Origin of the sequence: Nocardia sp. NPDC088792 (assembly GCF_044750615.1) — a bacterium.
Classification (GTDB): Bacteria; Actinomycetota; Actinomycetes; order Mycobacteriales; family Mycobacteriaceae; genus Nocardia.
On the sequence record NZ_JBIVKC010000004.1, the window covers coordinates 705,117 to 727,959 of the forward strand.

General features: G+C 68.5%; 25 protein-coding genes. 16 read left to right on the forward strand and 9 right to left on the reverse strand.

Annotated features, from left to right (window positions below; all coding sequences use genetic code 11):
* Positions 1-22: 22 nt before the first annotated feature.
* From ACIP5Y_RS30005 to pyrR, 3 genes are all read right to left on the reverse strand, one after another.
* Positions 23-1,315: a dihydroorotase gene (locus tag ACIP5Y_RS30005; protein ID WP_400355096.1), complete on the reverse strand. Its 1,293-nt coding sequence runs from the start codon at positions 1,313-1,315 to the stop codon at positions 23-25.
* Positions 1,316-1,385: 70 nt separating this feature from the next.
* Positions 1,386-2,351 (reverse strand): aspartate carbamoyltransferase catalytic subunit, encoded by a 966-nt coding sequence (locus ACIP5Y_RS30010; RefSeq protein ID WP_400355097.1) that lies wholly within the window; start codon positions 2,349-2,351, stop codon positions 1,386-1,388.
* A complete protein-coding gene (gene pyrR, locus ACIP5Y_RS30015; protein WP_400355099.1) occupies positions 2,348-2,986 on the reverse strand; it encodes a bifunctional pyr operon transcriptional regulator/uracil phosphoribosyltransferase PyrR in 639 nt (212 codons plus the stop codon). Before pyrR ends, ACIP5Y_RS30010 begins: the two co-directional genes overlap by 4 nt.
* Before the next feature lie 196 nt (positions 2,987-3,182).
* Between pyrR and ACIP5Y_RS30020 the strand changes: the two genes are divergently transcribed.
* The 7 genes from ACIP5Y_RS30020 to ACIP5Y_RS30050 all read left to right on the forward strand — a co-directional run bounded on the left by ACIP5Y_RS30020 (position 3,183) and on the right by ACIP5Y_RS30050 (position 9,705).
* Positions 3,183-3,629 (forward strand): MarR family winged helix-turn-helix transcriptional regulator, encoded by a 447-nt coding sequence (locus ACIP5Y_RS30020; protein WP_400355100.1) that lies wholly within the window; start codon positions 3,183-3,185, stop codon positions 3,627-3,629.
* On the forward strand, positions 3,626-5,035 hold the full coding sequence (locus ACIP5Y_RS30025) for an MFS transporter (RefSeq protein ID WP_400355102.1): 1,410 nt from the start codon (positions 3,626-3,628) through the stop codon (positions 5,033-5,035). Before ACIP5Y_RS30020 ends, ACIP5Y_RS30025 begins: the two co-directional genes overlap by 4 nt.
* Positions 5,032-5,625, forward strand: coding sequence for a YbhB/YbcL family Raf kinase inhibitor-like protein (locus tag ACIP5Y_RS30030; protein ID WP_400355104.1), 594 nt, complete (start codon positions 5,032-5,034; stop codon positions 5,623-5,625). The genes ACIP5Y_RS30025 and ACIP5Y_RS30030 overlap by 4 nt, the downstream gene beginning before the upstream one ends.
* 93 nt (positions 5,626-5,718) lie before the next feature.
* A complete protein-coding gene (locus ACIP5Y_RS30035) occupies positions 5,719-6,777 on the forward strand; it encodes a mechanosensitive ion channel family protein (protein ID WP_400355106.1) in 1,059 nt (352 codons plus the stop codon).
* A gap of 24 nt (positions 6,778-6,801) precedes the next feature.
* The gene (locus ACIP5Y_RS30040) at positions 6,802-7,674 is read left to right on the forward strand and encodes an alpha/beta fold hydrolase (protein WP_400355108.1); all 873 of its coding nucleotides are present in this window, start codon (positions 6,802-6,804) and stop codon (positions 7,672-7,674) included.
* Positions 7,675-7,722: 48 nt separating this feature from the next.
* A complete protein-coding gene (gene ligD, locus ACIP5Y_RS30045) occupies positions 7,723-8,688 on the forward strand; it encodes a non-homologous end-joining DNA ligase (RefSeq protein WP_400355110.1) in 966 nt (321 codons plus the stop codon).
* 75 nt (positions 8,689-8,763) lie between these two features.
* Positions 8,764-9,705 carry an alpha/beta fold hydrolase gene (locus tag ACIP5Y_RS30050; RefSeq protein ID WP_400355111.1) on the forward strand — a complete coding sequence of 314 codons (942 nt, stop codon included), beginning with the start codon at positions 8,764-8,766 and terminating at the stop codon, positions 9,703-9,705.
* A 22-nt stretch (positions 9,706-9,727) separates the two neighbouring features.
* On the opposite strand, the gene ACIP5Y_RS30055 is transcribed toward ACIP5Y_RS30050, so the two are convergent.
* Positions 9,728-10,840 (reverse strand): FAD-dependent oxidoreductase, encoded by a 1,113-nt coding sequence (locus ACIP5Y_RS30055; protein WP_400355112.1) that lies wholly within the window; start codon positions 10,838-10,840, stop codon positions 9,728-9,730.
* Between the two features lie 109 nt (positions 10,841-10,949).
* On the opposite strand from ACIP5Y_RS30055, the gene ACIP5Y_RS30060 reads away from it, so the two are divergent.
* From ACIP5Y_RS30060 to ACIP5Y_RS30070, 3 genes are all read left to right on the forward strand, one after another.
* On the forward strand, positions 10,950-11,852 hold the full coding sequence (locus tag ACIP5Y_RS30060; RefSeq protein ID WP_400355113.1) for a LysR family transcriptional regulator: 903 nt from the start codon (positions 10,950-10,952) through the stop codon (positions 11,850-11,852).
* The gene (locus ACIP5Y_RS30065) at positions 11,849-12,301 is read left to right on the forward strand and encodes an SRPBCC domain-containing protein (RefSeq protein WP_400355115.1); all 453 of its coding nucleotides are present in this window, start codon (positions 11,849-11,851) and stop codon (positions 12,299-12,301) included. Before ACIP5Y_RS30060 ends, ACIP5Y_RS30065 begins: the two co-directional genes overlap by 4 nt.
* An 84-nt stretch (positions 12,302-12,385) precedes the next feature.
* The gene (locus ACIP5Y_RS30070; protein WP_400355117.1) at positions 12,386-13,012 is read left to right on the forward strand and encodes an alpha-ketoglutarate-dependent dioxygenase AlkB; all 627 of its coding nucleotides are present in this window, start codon (positions 12,386-12,388) and stop codon (positions 13,010-13,012) included.
* A gap of 187 nt (positions 13,013-13,199) precedes the next feature.
* Here ACIP5Y_RS30070 and ACIP5Y_RS30075 read toward each other — a convergent pair whose 3' ends face one another.
* On the reverse strand, positions 13,200-14,432 hold the full coding sequence (locus ACIP5Y_RS30075) for an FAD-dependent oxidoreductase (protein WP_400355119.1): 1,233 nt from the start codon (positions 14,430-14,432) through the stop codon (positions 13,200-13,202).
* A gap of 82 nt (positions 14,433-14,514) precedes the next feature.
* A complete protein-coding gene (locus tag ACIP5Y_RS30080; RefSeq protein WP_400355121.1) occupies positions 14,515-15,072 on the reverse strand; it encodes a DUF4334 domain-containing protein in 558 nt (185 codons plus the stop codon).
* Between the two features lie 283 nt (positions 15,073-15,355).
* Between ACIP5Y_RS30080 and ACIP5Y_RS30085 the strand changes: the two genes are divergently transcribed.
* From ACIP5Y_RS30085 to ACIP5Y_RS30100, 4 genes are all read left to right on the forward strand, one after another.
* Positions 15,356-16,366: a hypothetical protein gene (locus ACIP5Y_RS30085; RefSeq protein ID WP_400355123.1), complete on the forward strand. Its 1,011-nt coding sequence runs from the start codon at positions 15,356-15,358 to the stop codon at positions 16,364-16,366.
* Positions 16,367-16,371: 5 nt separating this feature from the next.
* Positions 16,372-17,361, forward strand: coding sequence for a hypothetical protein (locus ACIP5Y_RS30090; protein WP_400355124.1), 990 nt, complete (start codon positions 16,372-16,374; stop codon positions 17,359-17,361).
* 61 nt (positions 17,362-17,422) lie between these two features.
* A complete protein-coding gene (locus ACIP5Y_RS30095; RefSeq protein WP_400355866.1) occupies positions 17,423-18,769 on the forward strand; it encodes an adenylosuccinate synthetase in 1,347 nt (448 codons plus the stop codon).
* Positions 18,770-18,779: 10 nt separating this feature from the next.
* Positions 18,780-19,412 carry an NUDIX domain-containing protein gene (locus tag ACIP5Y_RS30100; protein WP_400355126.1) on the forward strand — a complete coding sequence of 211 codons (633 nt, stop codon included), beginning with the start codon at positions 18,780-18,782 and terminating at the stop codon, positions 19,410-19,412.
* Between the two features lie 44 nt (positions 19,413-19,456).
* Here the strand turns inward: ACIP5Y_RS30100 and ACIP5Y_RS30105 are convergent, their stop codons facing one another.
* Complete coding sequence (locus ACIP5Y_RS30105; RefSeq protein WP_400355128.1) at positions 19,457-20,392, reverse strand: NADP-dependent oxidoreductase; 936 nt, start codon at positions 20,390-20,392, stop codon at positions 19,457-19,459.
* Positions 20,393-20,503: 111 nt separating this feature from the next.
* Here ACIP5Y_RS30105 and ACIP5Y_RS30110 point away from each other — a divergent pair, with 111 nt between their 5' ends.
* Positions 20,504-20,905 carry a winged helix-turn-helix transcriptional regulator gene (locus ACIP5Y_RS30110; protein ID WP_400355130.1) on the forward strand — a complete coding sequence of 134 codons (402 nt, stop codon included), beginning with the start codon at positions 20,504-20,506 and terminating at the stop codon, positions 20,903-20,905.
* 9 nt (positions 20,906-20,914) lie between these two features.
* On the opposite strand, the gene ACIP5Y_RS30115 is transcribed toward ACIP5Y_RS30110, so the two are convergent.
* Positions 20,915-21,496, reverse strand: coding sequence for a TetR/AcrR family transcriptional regulator (locus ACIP5Y_RS30115; protein WP_400355132.1), 582 nt, complete (start codon positions 21,494-21,496; stop codon positions 20,915-20,917).
* A gap of 85 nt (positions 21,497-21,581) precedes the next feature.
* On the opposite strand from ACIP5Y_RS30115, the gene ACIP5Y_RS30120 reads away from it, so the two are divergent.
* A complete protein-coding gene (locus ACIP5Y_RS30120; protein WP_400355134.1) occupies positions 21,582-22,553 on the forward strand; it encodes a zinc-binding alcohol dehydrogenase family protein in 972 nt (323 codons plus the stop codon).
* Positions 22,554-22,582: 29 nt separating this feature from the next.
* Here ACIP5Y_RS30120 and ACIP5Y_RS30125 read toward each other — a convergent pair whose 3' ends face one another.
* Complete coding sequence (locus ACIP5Y_RS30125; RefSeq protein ID WP_400355136.1) at positions 22,583-22,840, reverse strand: YciI family protein; 258 nt, start codon at positions 22,838-22,840, stop codon at positions 22,583-22,585.
* Positions 22,841-22,843 lie beyond the last annotated feature (3 nt).

Sequence of the window (22,843 nt, forward strand, 5' to 3'; positions counted from 1 at the left end):
CTCCTCGGTTCCCCACCCGCCGCTAACCGGCGACGATCTTGCCGTCCCGGGCGGTGAGCCGGCCGCGCAGGAAGGTGGCGGTCACCTTCGCGGGCAGGGTCATCGACTGGTACGGAGTGTTGTGGGCGATCGAGGCGAGTTCCTTCGCCTGGACCGTCCATTCGGTATCCGGATCGATCAACGCCAGGTTCGCCGGTTCGCCGACCGCGAGCGGCCGGCCCTGATCGTCCAGGCCCACGATGCGGGCCGGGTTCTCGCTCATGACCTTGGCGACGCCGCGCCAATCCAGCGCACCCGTCTTGACCATGGTCTCGACGATGATCGACAGCGCGGTCTCCAGGCCCAGCATGCCGGGGCGGGCGGCCGCGAATTCGCAGCACTTGTCCTGTTCGGCGTGCGGGGCGTGATCGGTGGCGACACAGTCGATGACGCCCTCGGCCAAGGCCTGCCGCAGCGCGGCCACATCGGAAGCCTCGCGCAGCGGCGGGTTCACCCGGTTCACCGCGTCGTAGGTCTCCAGCCGCGAATCGTCCAGCAGCAGGTGGTGCGGGGTGACCTCAGCGGTGATCGAAATACCCTGGGCCTTGGCCCATTTCAGCAGTTCGACGGTGCCGGCGGTGGAGGCGTGGCAGATGTGCACGCGCGCACCGGCATCCCGCGCCAGCAGCGCGTCGCGGGCCACGATGGACTCCTCGGCCGCGCGTGGCCAACCGGCCAGGCCCAGGCGGGCGGCGGTCGGGCCCTCGTGCGCCACCGCGCCTTCGGTGAGCCGCGGTTCCTCCGCGTGCTGCGCGATGAGCACGCCGAGCGAGTTCGCGTACTCCAGCGCGCGGCGCATGATCAGCGGGTCGTAGACGCACATGCCGTCGTCGGAGAACATGCGCACCGCGCCGATTCCGGCTGCCATGGTGCCCATTTCGGCGAGCTGCTTGCCCTTCAGGCCGACCGTGACCGCACCCACCGGGTACACGTCGACGATGCCGACCTCCTGGCCACGCCGCCACACATGGTCGGTGACCACGGCGGAGTCGGCGACCGGGTTGGTATTGGCCATGGCGAAGACCGCCGTGTAGCCGCCGAGAGCGGCTGCGCTGGAACCGGATTCGATGGTCTCGGTGTCCTCGCGGCCCGGCTCGCGCAGATGCGTGTGCAGGTCCACGAAGCCCGGCAGCAGGTATTGCCCGGCGCCGTCGACGATTTCGGCGTCGTCGGCCGTCAGGCCCGCGCCGATCTCCCGGATCTCACCGTCGGCGAGCAGCACGTCGACCGGTTCGCCTTCGCCGTACAGAAGGACGTTCTTGATCAGGACGCTCATGCTGTCTCCCTTCCGCGCGACCGGGGGCCCTGCGCGGTTACGCAGGCTGCCGTCTTCGGGCCTGACCCGTTCACGCGACCACCTCATCCGTTCCCACCAGCAGGCGGAACAGCACCGCCATGCGCATGTGAACTCCGTTGTTGACCTGTTGCAGCACAGCCGCTTTGGGGGAATCGGCGACCGCCGACGCGATTTCCATGCCGCGCAGCATGGGGCCCGGATGCAGCACCACCGCGTGCTCGTCGAGCATGGCGAGGCGGCGCTCGCTCAGGCCGTAGTTGATCGAGTATTCGCGCGCCGACGGGAAGAAGCCGCCGTTCATGCGCTCGGCCTGCACGCGCAGCATCATGACCGCGTCCGCGCCCGGCAGTTCGGCATCCAGGGAGTGCGAGACCCGCACCGGCCACTGCTCCACCCCGACGGGCAGCAGCGTGCGCGGCGCGACCAGCACGACCTCGGCGCCGAGGGTGCCGAGCAGGAAAGCGTTCGAGCGCGCCACCCGGCTGTGCAGGATGTCGCCGACGATCAGCACCCGCTTGCCCTCCAGGTCGCCGAGGCGCTGACGCAAGGTCAGCGCGTCCAGCAGCGCCTGGGTGGGGTGCTCGTGGGTGCCGTCACCGGCATTGATGATCGCGGGGCCGGGACCGGCGTAACCGCCGGAGCTCTCCGTCATTTCGGCGAACCAGCGCGCGATCTGATGCGCCGCGCCGGAGGCCGGATGCCGCACGATGAGCGCGTCCGCGCCCGCCGCGTGCAGGGTCAGCGCGGTATCGCGCAGCGATTCACCCTTGGAGACAGAGGAACTCGACGCGCTCACATTGATGACGTCGGCGCTCATCCACTTGCCCGCGACCTCGAAGGAGACGCGGGTGCGGGTGGAGTTCTCGAAGAACACCGTCATGACCGTGCGCCCGCGCAGGGTCGGGAGTTTCTTGACCTCGCGCCCGAGCAGCGCCTGCTCGAAGCGTTCGGCCTCGTCCAGCAAACCGGTGGCGGCGGCACGGTCCAGGTCGGTGACCGACAACAGATGCTTCACTGGTCGGCAGCCTCCTGACGCAGGTACACACCGTCGCGACCGTCGTGTTCGCGCAGCAGCACCGAGATGTCCTCGGTGCGCGAGGTGGGCACGTTCTTGCCGACGTAATCGGCGCGGATGGGAAGTTCGCGGTGACCGCGATCGATCAGCACCGCCAGCTGCACCGCGCGCGGGCGGCCCAGATCGCGCAGCCCGTCCAGGGCCGAGCGCACGGTACGACCGGAGAAGAGCACATCGTCGACCAGCACCACCAACGCGTCGTCGATCCCGCCTTCGGGCACGGACGTGCGTTCGAGCGGGCGATGCGGACGCGAGCGCAGATCGTCGCGATACAGGGTGATGTCGAGGGAGCCGAGGGCGGGGCGCACCCCGGAGAATTCCTCGATCCGGGACGCCAGCCTGGTGGCGAGTGTGGTGCCGCGCGTGGGGATTCCGATCAGGACCACGCGGGGGACTTCGGTATCACCGGAATCGAGAGCGGTCTTCTCGATGATCTGATGCGCCATACGCGCGATCGTCCGGCCGACATCCGAATCCGAGAGCAGCTCGCGACCGGCCTGAACCTGTTCAGGGTCGTGCCGCTGCGAGTATTCGGCAGCGCTCGACTTGGCCGCCCGATCTTCGGGCACAGCCATGCCGACCTCCTTCCCCGCCTCACCGGACGGTCCGTTAAAGGATGTCTTTCGGGGAGCGAGCCTAGCAGCGTGCCAGCGAACGTCCGGCATCGGGGGCGGGCGTGTGAGCACCGCCACCAGCGCGCCAGGTGTGATCGACAGCAAAACTGTGCAATCTGAATTGCGCAATTCAGATTGTCGATCTACGGTTGAACACATGACCACTTCCCTCGGAACCCCCGCCCCCTCGGCCCTCGAAGCCGCCCAGGGACTGCGCGTACTCACCAGCCGGCTGCGGCGACGGTTCCTGGAAGTGTCGGACAACAAAGAACTCACACCCTCACAGCTCTCGACGATGAGCCGGCTGAAGCAGGGCGATGCCACCGCCAGCGAGCTCGCCGCGGCCGAACGGGTACGCCCCCAGGCCGTCGCCACCCACCTCGCCGACCTCACCGAACGCGGATTCGTCGAACGCCGGCCCGACCCCAATGACGGGCGCCGGCAGATCGTGTCCCTCACCACGGCGGGACGCGACTACATGAACGGACGCCGCGCCGCCGGCAATGAATGGCTGGCCCACACCCTCGCGGAGAAATACACCGAGGACGAGCGGCAGACCGTACTGGCGGCGCTGGCATTGCTGGAAAGACTGGGACAGGAATGACGTTCGCGCTCAAGAGAACCGACCGCACAACCGCACGATCCGAGGGGTTCGACCGCCGGCTGATGACGCCGATGATCCTCTCCTCGGTGCTCAACCCCGTGAACTCCTCGATCATCGCGGTCTCGCTGGTACCCATCGGGATCGCCTTCGGGGCACCGGCTTCGGAGACGGCCTGGCTGGTGTCGGCGCTGTACCTGGCCACCGCCATCGGGCAGCCCGTCGTCGGGCGGCTCATCGATATCTTCGGGCCGCGCAAGCTCTATCTCGCCGGGGCCGCACTGACCGGCATCGCCGGGGTGATCGGCATGATCGCCCCCGCACTCTGGGTGCTGGTCATCGCCCGGATCATTCTCGGATTCGGCACGTGCGCAGGCTATCCCGCGGCCATGTATCTGATCCGCAGCGAATCCGAGCGGACCGGGAAGGACAGTCCGGCGGGAGTGCTGACCGCACTGGCGGTCGCCGGACAGACCATCGTCGTCATCGGGCCCACGCTGGGCGGGCTGCTGATCCACCTCGGCGGCTGGCGCGCCACCTTCGCCGTGAATATCCCGCTCGCACTGGCCTGCCTGATCATCGGGTCGCGGCGGCTGCCGAAAACCGCTGTGCCGCAGGGACCGAAGACCGCCGGACTGGACCTGCCCGGCATCGGGCTCTTCGCCGCCACGCTGATCACCCTGCTGCTGTTCCTGATGAATCCGCAGGTGTCACACTGGTATCTGCCCGTCATCATGATCGCGGCGGCCGCCGCACTGGTGTGGCGTGAATTGCACACGAACGAACCATTTCTCGATGTTCGACTGCTCGGCGGCAATCTTCCACTGCTGGCCACCTACGTGCGTGCGCTGCTGACATCCCTGGTCGGATACTGCTTCCTGTACGGCTTCACGCAATGGCTGGAACAGGGCCGCGGGCTCAGCGCCGCCGGAGCGGGCATGATCCTGCTCCCCATGTCGATCACGGCGATCGGCATCTCCGCGCTCACGGGGCGGCGCAAGGAGATTCGCGGCAAGCTGCTGGTGGGCGGTGCGGCGCAGGTGCTGGCCGCGGCCGTGCTGCTGACCATGCACAGTGCCGTCGGCCTCTGGCTGCTGCTGGCCGCGGCGCTGATCATGGGCATCCCGCAGGGGCTGAACAGCCTCGCCAACCAGAATGCCGTCTACTACCAGGCCGATCCGGCCCGCATCGGATCCTCGGCGGGACTGCTGCGGACCTTCATCTACCTGGGGGCGATCGGGGCCGCGGCGGCGAGCGGTACATTTCTCTCACGCGATACCGGCGCGGCCGGGCTGCACGCACTGGCTTGGTTCATGCTCGCCGCCGCCGCACTGTTCCTCCTGCTCGCCCTGGTGGACCGCTCCCTCGCCCGGATCGGCCGCACCGCCGAACCGAAGGAGGCTCGATGATCGTCCGCAGCTTCGCCCTCGACCTGCGCAATATCCCGCCGCTTCTGGGCAGCGTGGCCCTGGCCGCCGTCTTCGGACTCGGCCTCGGCACGGGCACGGCGAATGCGACACCGCCGGAATCGCTTTCGGTATCGAGCACCGCCATGCCGGACGGCTCGGCGATCACCAACGACCAGGTGGCGCAGCTGTGCGGCGGGCATGACCTCTCCCCCGACCTCACCTGGTCGGGGGCGCCCGCGGAAACCCGCGGCTATGCGGTGGTCATGTCCGATCCCGATGCCATCGGCGGGACCGTATGGCACTGGGTCGCCTTCGACATTCCCGCCGGAACCACCTCGCTGCCAACGGGTTTGCCGTCGCACTCGCCACTGGCCAAGCAGGCGGACGGCCAGTACGCGCTCGGGTACATGGGCCCGTGTGCGCCGCCCGGACGGCCGCACATCTACCACGTGGTGGTCTATGCGCTGGATGCGCCGAGCCTGGGCCTGCCCGATGGCGTGGACAGCGCCACCGCACGAGCGGCTATCGACCAGCACGCGCTGGCGACCGGCGAGATCGCCGCCCACTACGCCCTGCTGTCCCGCGGCTGACCGGTCCCCGCCGAGGGGCGGCTACCGCACGGCTATGATCCCGACGAGTCTGTGTGAGGTCCACCGCCATCTCTCGATGTGGAGGAATCCCGGATGAACAAACCGGTGATCTGGGCAATCGCCGCGGCGCTCGCCATCGCGGGCCCTTTCGTCGGCATCACCGCCCGCCGGCTGATCGATCGCATCGCCGCCAAGACCTCGGCGCATACCCGCGCGGTGCATCGCATGACCTTCGGACTGGCGCACGATCTCGCGGTGCCGGTGGCCTCGCTCGCCGGCCTCACGCTGGCACTGGCGCTGCCCACGGGCCTGCCGGTCTCGCATACGACGGTCAAGCAGATGCTGGAAGCCGCACTGCTGCTGGCCATTACGTACGCGGTGGCGCGGCTGGCGGCCGAGGTGGTGACCACGGTGGCGCGGCGGGTCACCGGCATCTCCGGCTCGGTCACCTTGTTCTCCACCATCACTCGCATCATCGTGTTCGTGCTGGGCGTGCTCATCACCTTGCAGAGCGTGGGCATCCAGATCACGCCACTGCTGGGCGCACTGGGCATCGGCGCGCTGGCCATCGCGCTGGCGCTGGAGGGCACGCTGGCGAATCTCTTTGCGGGCGTGCACATTCTGGCGTCCAAGACGGTGCAGCCGGGCGATTTCGTGAAGCTCGACAGCGGCGAGACGGGCTGGGTCAGCGATGTGAACTGGCGGACCACCACCATCCAGGACATACCGGGCAACTTCATCATCGTGCCCAACCGCAAGTTCGCCGATGCCATCCTCACCAATTTCCATCGCCCGGAACAGGACATGGCGGTCACGGTGGAGGTGAGCGCCAGTTACGACAGCGACCTCGATTACGTCGAATCGGTGACCATGGATGTGGCGCGGCGCGTGATGAAGGAACTCGATGTGGGTTTCGCGGGCGCGGATCCACGCGTGCGGTTCCACACCTTCGGCGAGTCCGGCGTCCAATTCCGGGTGGTGCTGCGCACCCGGCACTACGAGGATCAGTACCTGCTGGTCAGCGAATTCATCAAGGCGCTGCACCGGCGCTACCGGGAACTGGGCATCGCCATTCCCTACCCGATGCGGATGCTCACGCTGACCGATCACGATCGGCAGTCCCAGCTACTGACGAGTCTTCATACACCGTAAACCGCCGTGTGCAATAGTGCGAAGGTGAGCAATGACGCCTACTCGACCGAGCCCGACCGCCTGACCTTCCACGGCTACGGCGGCCTCGACCTCGCCGGCGACAGCTGGGGACCCCAGGACGGCCCGCTGGTGGTCTTCCTGCACGGCGGCGGGCAGAACCGCCACTCCTGGAAGGACTCCGGACTCGCCCTCGCCAAGGCCGGGCTACACGCCGTCCTGCTCGACGCGCGCGGGCACGGCGACAGCGCCTGGGCGCCCGACGGCGACTACCGGCGCGAAGCCATGGTCGGCGACCTCATGGGCGTGCTCGAACAACTCGGCAGACCCGCCATCCTGGTGGGCGCCAGCATGGGCGGGCTGACCAGCCTCATCGCCACCACGCACCCGCGCCACGACCTCATCACCGGACTCGTTCTCGTCGACGTGGTGCCCCGCACCGAACGCGCCGGAGTGCAGCGCGTGCTCGACTTCCTCAGCAGCAGCCCGGAAGGCTTCGCATCCCTCGAGGAGGCCGCGGACGTCGTCGCCGCCTACCTCCCCCATCGCCGCCGGCCGCGCAATCCCGAAGGGCTGCAGCGCAATCTGCGCCGACGCTCGGACGGCCGCTGGTACTGGCACTGGGACCCGGCCATGATGTCCGGTAAGGGCGAGGACATCGACCTGCACACCGCGGCGCTCGAGGACGCCGCCCGCAAGCTCACCATTCCGGTGCTGCTGGTCCGCGGCGCGCTGTCCGACGTGGTCAGCGAGGAGGGCGTGGCCGCCTTCCGGGCCCTGGTGCCGCAGGCCGAGTACGCGGAGATCAATTCGGCCGCGCACACCGCAGCCAGCGATGCCAACGACGAGTTCACCGATGTGGTCGTGGACTTCGTGCGAGCCCACGTCCAGGTGAAATGAGATCGCATTAGCGTGCCGGGCCGATGATCGCCCACTATCGTCGAACCCGTGGCCAGTAAGTCCGGTTCGCCCGCCATCGAATTAGAGGTCGGCGACCGCACCGTCCGCTTGTCCAGCCCCGACCGGGTGTACTTCCCCGAGAGCGGGGCAACCAAGCTCGATCTGGCGCGGTACTACCTCAGCGTCGGGGACGGCATAGTCAACGCCCTGCGGAATCGGCCGTGCATGATGCACCGCTTCCCCAAAGGCCTCGCCGGCGACAAGGTGCATCAGAAACGGCTGCCCGCGGGCGCACCCGACTGGGTGCCGACCGTGCGCGTGTCCTTCCCGCGCTACGGGCGCACCGCCGATGAACTCTGCGTCGCCGAACTCGCCGACGTCATCTGGGCCGTCCAGATGTCGACCGTCGAATTCCACCCCTGGAACTCCCGCGCCGCCGACACCGAACGCCCCGACGAGTGGCGCATCGACCTCGACCCCATGCCCGACTGCCCCTGGTCCCGAGTCCAGCGGGTCGCCGGCGTCGCCCACGAGGTACTCGACGAACTCGGCGCGGTCGGCTGGCCGAAAACGTCCGGCGGCAAGGGATTACACATCTACGTCCGCATCGCCCCGGAGCGGGGTTTCACCGACGTCCGCCGCGCCGCCCTGGCCTTCGCAAAAGAAGTCGAACGCCGCGCCCCCGACGACGTCACCACCACCTGGTGGCGCAAGGACCGCGACCCGGGACAACTCTTCGTCGACTACAACCAGAACGCCCGCGACCACACCATCGCCGCCGCCTATTCGGTCCGCGGCGTCCCCGAGGCCACCGTCTCCACCCCGATCCACTGGAACGAAATCCCCGACATCGATCCCCGCGACTTCACCATGAAGACGGTCCCGGCCCGCTACGCCGAACTCGGCGACCTGCACGCAGGCATCGACCAAGCGGTGTTCCGCATCGATCAGCTGCTCGAATGGGCGGACCGCGACGGCGTCGTCGAACTCGACGAGCCCGAAGAGCAGAGCTGACCCTCCCCTTGTGATGTGCCTCTCGCACGCCGCTCAGGCATTGAGCTTTTTATGGTATGCCAATAACATCTTTTGTTGTACGTTCATATCATCAAAGACGATGAAGGGGAGGCCATGGCCAAGATCGGACGATGGAAGAGCGTTGCGGCACGCGCGGCCTACATGGCGGCCTACGAGTCGCTGAAGGAACTGTGGCCGGTCGAGACGAGCGCACTCGACGTGCCGACGACATACGGCCCGACCCGCGTGTACCGCAGCGGGGCGGGGAGCGCGACGCCGATTGTTCTGCTGCATCCGCTGGGCGGGAACGGGTTGTGCTGGTATCCGATCATCGAGCAGTTGACGCGTGACCGGGTCGTGTACACGCTCGATACGATCGGTGCGCCGGGGCTGAGCGAGCAGACCGAACCCATCACGACGGCAACCGATTACGGCATCTGGCTCGACGATGTGCTGGCGGAGCTCCGGCTCGACAGGGCTCATGTCCTCGGCTATTCCGAGGGCGCCTGGCGGGGCGCCATGGCGGGCGTGCACGGGTCGGCGCGCATTGCGAGTCTGACACTGGTGGAACCCGGTGCGGGACTGGTGAAACCGACTCTCGGATTCTTGCTGAAGGTGATGTGTTACGGCATCCGGCCCACCGACAAGAACATGCGGAAGGCCAGCGAATGGCTGACGCCGGGGCTGGAGGTGTCCGCGCAAGAACTGGCGTGCGCGAAGACCTCACTCGGTTATCGGACCCGGACGCCCTGGCCGCAGCCGCTGAAAGACGAAGAGCTGCAGGCGATCGACGCGCCCACACTGGTGATCTTCGGGGCGGAATCGGTGGTGACCGATGTGGAGCGGGCCCGCGAACGCGTTGCGGCGCATGTCCGGCGCTCGGAGTTCGAGGTCTTCCCCGGGATCGGTCACGGTGTGCTGTATCAGAGCCCGCATCGGGAGCAGGTGCTGGCGCGGGTGGACGCCTTTGTGCGGCAGCACGACATCGAGACGTCGGCTGCCGCGTCCGGGCTGTAATTCTCTTCGAGGGCAAGGAGTTTCAGATGCCGACTTTGGGGCGCTCGGTGAGCATCCAGTGGCTGAAGGCGGCGTAGCGATGTGCGTATACGCCTGCGTCGCCGGCCTGTTCGACAGCGCGCGAGTGCTCATGAACGGTCCGATACCGCGGGAGCCGATCGGATTCGTAGGCGCGCAGGGCCTCCGGGAGGGCGTCGTGGCCGGTGAGGGCGTGGGTCAGGACGCCGACGTCCTCGATGCCGAGGGTGCCGCCCGCGGCGATATGGGGCGAGAGGCCGTGGGCGGCATCGCCGATGAGGGCAACCCGGTCGGAGGTCCAGCGCGGTAGGGCGGGGACGAACATGATCCGGTTGTGCAGGATCGCGTCCTCGGGGGTCGCGTCGATCAGGTCCAGGAGGGCGTCGTTCCAGCCGTTGTCGTTGAGGAATCCGGCGACCTCCAGGGCCTGTTCACGCTTGGTGCCGGTCAGCGGCGGGCACTCGAAGCGGTTCACCATCCACATGATGGTGTCGCCGTAGGTGCGGGTGAAGCCGCCACGGCTGCGGTGTCGGCCGACGGTCAGTATCGTGCCGGCGGCGGGCCCGCTGCCGGTGGGAACCGTTGCGCGCCAAGCGTGGTGGCCGGTGTGTTCGTAGGCGTCGGTACCGGGGAGCAGGTGCTCGCGGACGCGGGAGTAGACGCCGTCGGCGCCGATCAGCAGGTCCGCCGTGGCCCGGGTGCCGTCGGCGAATTCAGCGGTGACCGAGTCCGCGGTCTCCCCGAAGCCGATGAGGCGGGCACCCAGGCGGATCGATCCGCGGCCGACCGTGTCGGCGAGTAGTTCGTTGAGTTGCCTGCGGGGTACGAGCAGGAATTCGTGGTCGGCGTCGGTGTACGCGGGGTCGCGGTGCGGGGTGCCGGTGGCGTCGTAGAACCAGGTGGCGATCGGGGCGCCGAGGGCGTCGACCGCCGCGCCCAGGCCGGCGTCGTCCAGGACGTCCAGGGCATTGCGCCACAGGCCGATCGAGGCGCCGGCGGCCCGGATCTCCGGGGCCTGTTCGCAGACCAGGACGTGGACGCCCAGTTGTGACAGCCGGACGGCCGTGGCGAGTCCGACGATGCCCGCGCCGGCAATGATTGCGCTTTCGATGACCATGATCTGCCTCCCTGCTGGGACCTGTTGGCCCGCTCCGCATTTCACGGTAGAAGCGCAGCCACATGACTTCCAGTGCACTCTTGTCAATTGAAGAGTTACCGTGGTGCATGTGGACCTCAACCTGCTGGTAGCGCTGGATGCCCTGCTCGAGGAGAACAGCGTGGCCGCGGCGGCCGATCGGCTGCATCTGTCGCCGCCCGCCATGAGCCGGACCCTCGCCCGCATCCGCCGCGCCACCGGCGATGACATCCTCGTGCGCACCGGGCGCACCATGACGCCGACGCCGCGCGCCCTGGAATTGCGGGAGGAGACCCGTGAGCTGGTGCGGCGGGCGACTGCGGTGCTCACTCCCGTCCGCACCCTGGATCTGGATCGGCTCGACCGCGTGTTCACCGTCCGCGCGAACGAGGTGCTCGTCAGCGCCCTCGCACCGGCGCTGACCACGGCCGTCGCCGCGACCGCCCCGCACGTGCGGATCAGCTTCCAGGCCGAGCAGTCCACCGACACCAGCGACCTGCAGCGCGGCCATACCGATCTGGAGGTCGGCTCCGGCCGCCCGGTACGGCCCGAGATCGCCGCGGAGGCCCTCGGAACCGACCAGTTGGTAGCGGTTTTCCGCGCCGATCACCCGCTCGCCTCCGGTGACCTGACACCGCGGCGATTCGCGGACGCCACCCACGTGACCGTGTCGCGCCGGGGCCGCCTGTACGGCGTCCTCGACGACCTGCTCGCCGAACAGGGCCTGCACCGGCGTGTACTCGCCTGTCTGCCAACCGCTTCCGCCGCGCTCGAACTCGCCGCCATCACCGATACGGTCGCCGTCGTACCGGCCCAGGCGTGTAAACCGCTATGGACACGAATGGCGTTGCGCGCGCGTCCATTACCGTTCGATCTCCCGGAACTTCCGGTGATCATGGCCTGGCATCACCGGCACGACACCGACCCGGCACACGCCTGGCTGCGCGATCATGTCCGCAAAGCGGTGCGCGCGGTCATAGAGTGCGAAAGGTGACTTCTGATTCGGAACTGGACCCCGCCGCGGTCGAGATCGGCCGCTTCTACCCGCAGTCGCCGGACGCCGTGTGGCAGGCGCTGACGGAACCGGATCTGATCGAGCAGTGGCTGCTCCTACGATCGATCGGGTTCGACGCCACGGTCGGAACACATTTCATCTTCGTGATCCCGCTGAAGCCGGCCGGTGAGATCGCCGGCGAAGTCCTGACCTCCCGGCCGGGTGAGCAGTTGACCATCACCTGGGTCGATATGCGCGCCGAGAAGCCGGCCCGCTGGGTCGTCGACTGGACCATCCAGCCGCAGGGCCGCGGCACGCGACTGCTGTTGACGCAGACCGGGTTCGACATCACCGACCGCCGGCAGAAGATGGCGCGCAACGCCATGGAACGCGGCTGGAAGACCACCCTCTCGAAACTCGGCGAGGTCCTGGAGAACGGCGAGTGGTGAAGCCGGCGACCCGGACCGGGGTCCGGGCACGCCGAAGATCACGACACTCGAACACCCGTTCGATCATGTGTTAGATTCGATCGCATGTCGACACCACTGCAGGGATCACTGCTCGACGGGTTCGGGGAGGCCACGGTCGGAGCGCTGGATCGGATGCGGCGCACCGAACTCGGCGACGGCGCCTGGGTGGACGTGCTGCCCGGCTGGCTGACCGGCGCGGACGCACTGTTCGATCGGCTCGCGACGAGTGTCCCGTGGCGAGCGGACCGGCGCCCCATGTACGACCGGGTCGTCGATGTGCCGCGACTGCTGTCCTTCTACGAGCAGGGGCGCGAACTACCGGATCCGGTCCTGAACGAGGCGCGTGACGCCTTGAGCGCGCACTACCGCGAGGAGCTCGGGGAAGAGTTCACCACGGCCGGACTCTGCTACTACCGCGACGGCAATGACAGCGTCGCCTGGCACGGCGACACCATCGGCCGCGGCGCCACCCACGACACCATGGTCGCGATCGCGTCGGTCGGCGCCGCCCGCGCCCTGCTACTCCGCCCCCGCGGCGGCGGAGCGAGCGTCCGCTACCCACTGGGCCACGGCGACCTGATCGTCATGGGCGGATCGTGCCAGCGCACATGGGAACACGCGATCCCCAAGACCCGGCGCGCGGTGGGCCCACGCATCAGCATCCAGTTCCGCCCCCGCGGCGTCCGCTGACCCGCACCAGCACACAGCCGCTCGATCCCGGACACACCGCTCGAAGAGAATGTCGCCGCAGGCGCCGTACGTCTCTCGATGAGCAATTCGCACGATTGCCCTTCCCCCGCCCCGGCCGAGGTCGGCGCTTGACCGCGGCCGACGCGAAATACCCTGCGGCACAGCGGATCGGCCCGCCGCTCCGAACTCAGGGGCGGCGGGCGAAGACCGGGGCGTGTTCGGGGAGGATGCCGCGGGCCACCAGGAAGGGTGGGAGGCTGCGGAGTAGCGGGATGCGGCGGAAGATGCGCAGGCCCAGTGGTGCGGCCGGTGCGTTCGCCAGGTTCGCGCCGCCGCGCAGGGCCGGGGCGATGGCGCGGGCATGGGCGAAGCGCTGGAAACCCTGGGTGACCATGGTGGGGACCATGCGGCGGCGCTGGACCCGGGCCAGGTCGGCCGTGGTGACCTGATGCGAAAGGAGTTTCGGGGCAAGGATTGTCGCTGTCGCGACCGCGTCCTGGACGGCCAGGTTGATGCCGACGCCGCCGACCGGGGACATGGCGTGGGCGGCGTCGCCGATGCAAAGGAGGCCGTCGGAATACCACTTATCGAGGCGATCCAGTTTGACGTCGAGCAGTTTCACGTCGTCCCAGCCGGGGATGGCGTCGAGCCGATCGGCAAGCCACGGAACGGCTTCCGTCAGCGGGCGCATGATCTCCGAGACCGGTTGCCGTGCGCGTAGCGCCGGATCGGCGCCCTTCTCGAGGAGAGTGGCGATCTGCCAATACTCGCCGCGGTCCAGCATGATGGCGACCCGGTCGGCGGTCAGCACCGGTACCGCGCCCGCCGGATCGGTGCCGCGGCGCGGGATCCGGAACCACCACACATCGAAGGGAGCGGGCCAGCTGTGCGAGGCGAGCCCGGCCGCGGCGCGCAGGGTCGATGCGCGGCCGTCGCAGGCCACCGTGAGATCGGCGTGAATCTCGCCGGTCGTGCCGTCCTCGCTGCGGTATCGGATGCCGGTGATCTTGCCGTGTTCCCGCAGCAGGCCGGTGGCCTCGGTGTTCATCCGCAGGTGGAAGGCGGGTTCGGCGTCGCCGGCCCGGGCGAGCAGATCCAGCAGATCCCACTGCGGCACCATGGCGATGTACTTGAACCGCCCCGGAATACGGGTGAAGCCGGCGATGTACTGCATTCGCCCGCCGATCGGCGCTTGCACCGAATCCAAGCGCGTCTGCGGCAGTTTCGCGAACTCCTCGAACAGCCCGAGTTCCTCGAGCAACTCCAGGGTGGTGGGATGCACGGTGTCGCCGCGGAAATCGCGCAGGAAGTCACCGTGCTTCTCCAGGACGGTGACGTCCACTCCGCCGCGGGACAGGAGCAGTCCCAGAATCATTCCCGCCGGACCCCCGCCGGCCACGAGACAGGTCGTACGTTCCATCGGGCACCTCCCGCGTCGACCCCACCCCTCATCTCGATGGTAGGCCGGATCCGCTTCCCGGACAGCGCCTTCCGGCCCGGGTCTACCGGTCCCGGTACAACACGAAGAAGTACGGCTGGTCCAATCCACGCAGGTCCATGACGCCCAGCAGCGTGTCCTCGTCCACCCGCCGGAAGATATCGATGATCGGCAGGTGGTCGTAGATCATTGCGACACCGGACTTTCCGCGAAATTCCAGCTCGCGCAGCCGGGCGCGCGGGGTGCGGGTCTCCAGCAATGGCCGCAGCACGCCGAGCGAGCGCCGCACCGGCCGCAGGCTCGACACCGGCACCTTCCCCGCCAGGAACAGCGGCACGCGCCGCGGGTCGACCGGGAACACCGTGCCGTCCGGCCCGGAGAACAGCAGGGGTTGCACGCTGTCGGCGCTGTCGAACTGCTTTCCGTACCATCCGGTTTCGACCAGCATGCCGTTCCAGGGATGTCCGGTACGCACTTCATCACCGCGCCACCGGCCGGTGGTGACCTCCGCGATCCGCACTGTCGGCAATTCATCGAACAGCTGCCACGCCCGGTCGGGTGTGGCGCCCTCCGCGAGCATGGCATGCAGTCGCGCCGCCGCGTCCGTCACCTGATCACCCATCACAGCCTCAGCCTTTCGGTGAGATAAACCGATACAACCTCTCTCACTCTATCTCGGCGTGAGCGGTGCATCACAGCGGGACGCCTTGACCTCGAGTGCGGTTGAGGGTCGAGAGTGATTCCCGAGGGCAGCGAACAGCGGCCCCGACCGAGGCCCCCGCCGATTCCGTACACCCCGGCGGGGGTCTTTTGCCGTTCGAGCCCGAGCAGACGTTTTGGTCGGATCGACAACAATTTCCCGAAATGGGTAGCGCCCACAGTTTTAGTCACCTAGCCTAAAACTCATGACGACAGCGCGAGACGCCGCGGAGACCATCCGAGCGGCACGACGACCGGAAGACCTGTTCGGCACCGCCGCAACGGATTCCGCCACCCGGCAGGCCGCGCGACGTCGATACCATCAGCTCGCCGCCCTGGTACATCCGGACCGCCTGCGCACCCCCGAGACCGAGACCGCCTTCGCACGACTGGCCGAGCTGTACCGGCAGTGGCTGGCACTCGACGGCGGCGACTTCGAAGTCATCGGCACCCACGGGCGCTACCCCGTCGCGGCGCTCCACGCCCGGGGATCGGTCGCCGACATCCAGCGCAGCGGCAGCACCCACGTCGTGAAGATCCCGCGCCGAGCGGCAGCCAACCGGCTGCTCGCCGGAGAACGGAATGCCCTGCGGGACATCGCGATCGTCACCGGCGAGCACTCGTGGCTGCGCCCCTACTTCCCGGAACTGATCGACACCGTCGATCACCGCGACGCCGCCACCGGCGAACAGCGGACGATCAACATCCTCGGCGCGCTGACCACGGAATTCGTGACCCTCGAACAGGTGCGGGCCGCCCATCCCGGCGGCCTCGATCCCCGCGACTACGCCTGGATGCACCGGCGACTGCTGCGCTGCCTGGCCGGCGCCCAGCGAGCCGGCTGGGTGCACACCGCCATCACCCCCGAGAACGTGCTCATCCACCCCCGCCTGCACGGGGTGGTGCTGGCCGGCTGGTCGTTCGCGACCCGGCCCGGCACACCGGCCGCCGCCACCCTGCGCTCGATCGACTACCCACCCGAGATCCAGGACGTGGTCTCCCCCGCTACCGACGTGCATCTCGCGCACCGCCTGCTGCTCACCATGCTCGGCGACCGCGCACCGGCAGCCATGCGCACCTTCGCATCCGGCTGCACCCAGGACGATCCCCGGCTGCGGCCCGACGCGGCCGACCTGCTCGGCGAATTCGACGACCTCCTCGACCGGCTCTACGGACAGCGACGCTTCCGGCCGTTCGAGCTGACGAAAGGACAGTGACAGCAATGGGTTACGGAAACTGGGACGACAGCGCCTACGACGCCGCCCGCACCTTCCGCGCCGCCCGCGGCCTGGACGACTTCGGCTACACCGCCGATATGCGCTCGGTGCCGTGGGATCAGTGGAAGGCGCACCCCACCCTCGACCCGCACGGCGTCACCCTGCGCGAATCGCGGGATTCCGCCGATCACGGGAACTCGCTGCCCATCGCGGTGCTGTTCGATGTCACCGGATCGATGGGCCGCGTACCGCGCATCATGCAGGAGAAGCTCGCCAAGCTGCACGGACTGTTGCAGCGCAAGGGATACGCGGACGATCCGCAGATCATGTTCGGCGCCATCGGCGATGCCGACACCGACCGGGTGCCACTGCAGGTCGGGCAGTTCGAATCCGATAACCGGATGGACGAGCAGCTGCGGATGATCCTGCTGGAAGGCGGCGGTGGCGGGCAGAAGTCCGAAAGTTATGAACTGGCCGCGTATTTCATGGCCCGGCACACCGCCACCGACGCGTGGGACAAGCGTGGGCAGAAAGGTTACCTGTTCATCGTCGGCGATGAACTGAACAAGCCGCGGCTGCCCGCACGACACATTCGCACCGTCGTCGGAGACGAGGTGACCGAGGATATTTCGGTTCCCTCGATCTACCGCGAGCTCGGCGACCGCTGGCACGTGCACTACGTGCTGCCGAATCAGTCCAGCTACTACGGGGATCCGGAGATCGCCGAGCACTGGCAGGAGCTGCTGGGTGAACGATTCCTGCGGCTCGACGATCCCGCCGCCGTGTGCGAGCTCATCGCACTGACCATCGGTATCGGCGAGGACCGTATCGACCTCGGGGCCGGACTGGCCGACCTGCGTGATATCGGCTCGACCAGCGAGGCCGATGCGGTCGGCAAGGCGCTCGCACCCATCGGCGGTACTCGGCGGACCCGCAACGGCGGCCCGCTGCCGGCCGCCACCACCGGGGACGACGACGTCGACTTCGGTCGATAGTCACCCGGACAGCACCGGGACACAGTGGTTTTCGGTGACCGGAAGTCGAAAGGACGCGGCAATGTTCGGCGACAATCATCTCATCGTGGTCGACCTCGGCTTCGGCGACGCGGGCAAGGGCGCCACCGTCGACTGGCTGTGCGCACCCGAGACCGGGCTGGATGTGGCCGCGGTGGTGCGGTTCAACGGTGGCGCGCAGGCGGCCCACAATGTGGTCGCCGGCGGGCGGCATCACACGTTCCAGCAGTTCGGATCCGGGACGCTCGCGGGTGTCCCGACCCTGCTGTCGCGGTACATGCTGGTCGAACCCATTGCCCTGGCCGTCGAAGCCCGTGCCCTCACCCGGCTCGGGGTCGCCGATCCGCTGTCCCTGCTGCACGTGGACGAGCGCGCATTGCTGACGACTCCGATCCACGGGGCCGCCAACCGCTGCCGGGAGGATGCGAGGGGTACCTCCCGGCACGGTTCGTGCGGCATCGGGATCGGCGAGACCGCACACTACGCACTCGGCCACGACGCACCCCGCGTCGCTGACTGCCTGCGACCGGATGTGCTGCGCCGCAAGCTGATCGCGCTGGCGGAGCACTACCGGCCGCTGCTGGCCGGCAGTGCGCATCGGTACGAACCGGTCGACGCACTCGTCGAGACGTACACGGCGTTCGCTGAAGCCGTCGCGATCCTCCCCGGCAATCAGCTGGCCGCGTTCGCGGACCAGGGCCGCCTGGTATTCGAGGGCGCCCAAGGCATCCTCCTGGACGAATGGCGTGGTCTGCACCCGTACACCACCTGGTCCACGGTGGAACCGCGCAACGCCCGCGCCATGCTCGCCCGCATCGGGGCACGCGCCTACGTCCTGGGCGTGACCCGCAGCTATATGACCCGCCACGGCGCGGGCCCCTTCCCCACCGAGGACGCCGGGTTGGCGATCCCGGAGCGCCACAACGGGACCGGGCGGTATCAGGGCGAGTTCCGGCGCGGCCACCTCGATCCCATCCTGCTCCGCTACGCCATCGACGCCTGCGACGGCATAGACGGACTCGCGGTCAACCATCTGGACGCCCTCGACGCATCAAGGCAGGGCACAGGTGAGGTTCCCGCGAGCAACGGGCGAGGCCCTGCCACGGAGGCCGCCACGCCCGGCCCGCAGTCGGATCCGACCGATATCCGCACGGCCACGGGATATCTCACGGCGGACGGTTATGTCGACCGGCTGGAGTGTGGCGCGTGGCAGGATCTCGCTCACCAGCAGCGGCTCACCGGGCTGTTGAGCGGGGCCACGCCGGTGTTGAGCGAGCTGCCCGCGGATGTGCCCGGTTATCTGGAAGAGCGGCTCGGGGTGCCGGTCGTGGTCACGGCGCACGGGCCGGATCGGGCCGATCGCACGATCCGGATCCCGGCTACGGCATGATTGTCCATTTGTGGAGCAACAATCCGCGGTATCCATCGATGTGATCACCCTGCGCTACGGGAGCGACGACGCCACCGTCACCGTCGGCATCGCGCCCCGGCGGTGGGCGCCGTTCGACGGTGAGCTCGCGCTGCCGGGCGTGCTGCTCCACCGCGGCGAACGTCTCGCCGACGCCGCCCGCCGGGCCGTGCACACCAAACTCGGTGTGCCCGAACCCGCTATCACCGCCGTCGGTCAGGTCGCCACCTTCGACGAACCCAACCGCGACCCGCGCGGCCCCACCCTCTCCATCGCCATGTGGGCCGTCGTCGCCGACCACGACGCCGACACCGCCGACTGGCTCCCCTTCGACGACATCCCCCACCTGGCCTTCGACCACAACCAGATCATCACCGCCGCCCGCACCCACCTGGCCGAAATCCTCTGGAAGGACCTCACTTTCACCCGCGCCCTGACCGGGCCCCACTTCCCCGCGACCCGCGCGGTGGAGCTCACCGCCGCCCTGCACGGCGCCCGCCCCGACCCCGGCAACCTCAACCGCACCCTCGCCGCCCTCCCCGGCCTCGCCCGCACCGGCGAACGCCTCCGCGTCAAAGCCACCGGCCGCCCCGCCGCCATGTGGGCCTTCACCACCGCCGAATAGCCACGCCCGCCGCGGTTTACCGCCCACATTCGCCGTGTGCGGAATCAGGGCACCAGCACGACGCGGCCGCGTAGGCCTCCTTCGCCGAGGCGGCGATGGGCGGCGGCGGAACGGTCGAGCGGATATGTCTCGGCTACACGGAGAGTAAGAGCGCCGGACTCCGCCAGGGTTGCGAGGCGGGCCAACCGGGTCCCATCGGCGCGGATCCAGGTGTTGGAGACGCGGATTCCGCGCAACGGGCGGGGCTCCCCGCCACCGACCAGCGCCACGAATGCGCCCTGCGAGCGCACCGCGTCGAGGGCTTCGGCGCCGAGGACGGCGGCATCGATCGCGGCGTCCACGCCGCCGGGGACCAGGGTGCGGACGGCCTCGCCGAGGCGGGCGCCGCGCGGGACGAAGAATTCGGCGCCCAGTTTGCGGACCAGGGGTTCGTCGGCTGCTGCGGCAGTGGCCACGACCCGGATGCCTTGTGCCGCGGCCAATTCCACTGCGAAGCCGCCCACCGCGCCCGCCGCGCCGGTGACCAGCAAGGTCCGGCCGGGCTCCAGGGCGAGGTGGTCCAGGGATTGGGCGGCGGTGAGGGCGTTGAGCGGGAGGGTCGAGGCTTCGATCGGTGAGATGCCCTGTGGTGCAGGGGCAATCGAGGTTGCGTCCAGCACCACGAAATCGGCGTGGGTGCCGAGCGGGACGTCGAGCCGGTCGGACAGGCCGATCACCTCGTCACCCGGGGCGAATCCGGTGGTCCCGGGGCCGGTCTCGTCGACCACGCCCGCGACATCCCAGCCGATACCGATCAGGTCCCGAACGGGCATGAGCCCGGCTTCGGCCAGGCCGCCCGACCTGGTGTACAGATCCGCCGGATTCAACGCGGCGGCCGTCACGCGGATGCGGACCTGCCCCGGTCCGGGCACCGGCGTCGGCACCTCGGCGATCTCCAGTACCTCGGGTCCGCCGAACGAGCGAACGATGACGGCGCGCATATGAAATCTCCTCTGCTGTACGGTTTTCCGTCTCGTCCACAAACCTACGGAGTGCTACTCTCCACTGGGAAGTACGCACTCGGAGGTGCGTACCGCACGCAAGGGAGAGCCATGGCGACCCAGACGGCAGCCGCCCGCCGCACCGCAGCCCGCCGCGCCTACGACGCCTACGTGCAGGAATGCCCCACCCGCCAACTCCTCGACCGCATCAGCGACAAATGGGTGAGCCTGCTGCTCAACGCCCTCGCCGACGGCCCGCAGCGCTACAGCGACCTCTCCCGACGCGTGGCCGGCGTGAGCCAGAAGATGCTCACCCAGACCCTCCGCATCCTCGAACGCGACGGCCTCGTCACCCGCACCGTCACCCCCGCGGTCCCGGTCCGCGTCGACTACGAGCTCACAGCCCTCGGCGAAAGCCTCCTACCGGTCATGCAGGCCATCAAGGGCTGGGCCGAAACCCATATCGAAGACGTCCTGGCCGCCCGCGAAACCTACGACGTCCAGGCCGACTGAGGCAGCCGCTCAAACAGGTTGCCGCAGGACGGATTCCACCGTCTCGCGGACAGCACGGCGGAGGCGATCGGTTTCACCGGCGCGCACCATCGCGTGGGCCGGATCCGTCCCCAGCATGCCGAACAGGAGCCGGCCCACGGCCTCCACATCGAGGTCGGGCCTGACCTCGCCCAGCAGTCCCCTGATGTGTTCGTCCCAGGTGGCGTGGAATTCGGCGGTGCGCGGATGCGGGTCGACCGAGCGGTACGCCGCGATCATCAGCTCGATATTGTCGGCCATCATCGTGGCCATCGCATCGAAGAAGGCCAGCAGGCGGTCGGCCGCGGGCGCGCCGGGGCCCAGCGGCGGCGGACCGGTGGTGATGGCGGCCAGCAGGTTCTCGGCGGGCTCCGCGATCATGGCGTGCAGCAGACCCGCACGATTGCCGAAGCGATGGAAAACCGTCCCCTTACCCACGCCGGCCGTGGCGGCCACGCGATCCATGGTGATCGCCTCGGCGCCGCCCTCGGCCAGCAGCGCACGGGTGGCGTCGAGGATGGCACGCCGGTTGCGGGCCGCATCGGCGCGCACCTTGGGCTGCTCAGCAGGCATCTCCTACACTTTCGTTGACAAGTTGACCGACGGTCCATATCGTATCGAAGCATAACTGGACCGTCAGTCAACTTATGAGGTTTCAATGCACGCAATCCTATTGACCGCGACCGGTGGACCCGAAGTCCTGGTACCGGGAGAGGTTCCCGCACCCCGACCACAGGCCGGAGAAGTGCTCCTCCGGACCGAAGCGATTCCGGCCATCTACCCCGAGACCATGCTGCGCGCGGGCGTCTACCCACTACCCATCGAACTGCCGATCGTGTTCGGCACACAGGCGGTGGGCGTCATCATCGCGGCCGGCGCGGGCGTCGACACCGCACTCATCGGACAGCGGGTACTGGTGAGCAGCAACAGCTTCGGCACCTACGCCGAACAGGTCTGCGTCCCAGCTGATTCCGTGGTCCAGGTGCCGGAGGCATTGTCCTCGGTGGAGGCGGCGGCGATCGGCATGAGTGGATCGGTGGCCATCCCACTGCTGCGGACCGCCAAGCTCACCGGGACGGAAACGGTCCTGATCGAAGCTGCCGCAACGGGTGTCGGGGCCTACCTCACGCAGCTCACCGAGGAGTCCGGGGCCGCGCGGATCATCGCCACCGCGGGCGGGCCCGAAAAAGCGCAGCAGGCGCGCGAATTCGGCGCGGACATCGTCATCGACCACAATGATCCCGAGTGGGTGAAGCGACTGGCCGAAGCCCTCGACGGCGCCACCATCGACGTCGTCTTCGACTCCATCGGCGGCGAATCCGCCCGGGCCCTGCTGGATCTCATGACACCGCTGCGCGGCACCATGCTCAGCTACGGCTGGCTGTCCGGCGCGGCCGCGGAGGTCACCACCATGGATCTGATCATGCGTGGTCTCACCCTCACCGGCTGCTCCGGCCCCGCCTGGCTCGCCGGGGTGGCGCAGGCCCGGGCGGAGGCACTGGAAAGGGCCGCAACGGGATCGCTGCGGCCCCTGGTGGATCGGGTGCTGCCACTCGATCAGGCGGCGCGGGCGCACCGGTTGATCGAGGAACGGGCGACCAGGGGAACGATCGTCCTACAGCCCGCCTGAGAAGGCCTGGCGGGTGAGAACTCCGGCACTCAGCCGGTGATCTCCCATTCGTACACGGTGAGTTCCGACGAACCGGTGGTGTGAATGGGATCCGTCCGCACCAATTCCTGTGCGGCATCGAGGCTCTCGGCGGTGATCACGTACGCGCCGCCGGTGCCGTCGGTGAACTTACCGGACTCCACCAGCTGACCGCGGGAACGAACCTCGCCGAGCCACTGCTGATGCGGCTCGATGACAGCGGAATCGAAGCGCGGGGTGCGCATGGCCATGACCAGATATTTGCGCACCCG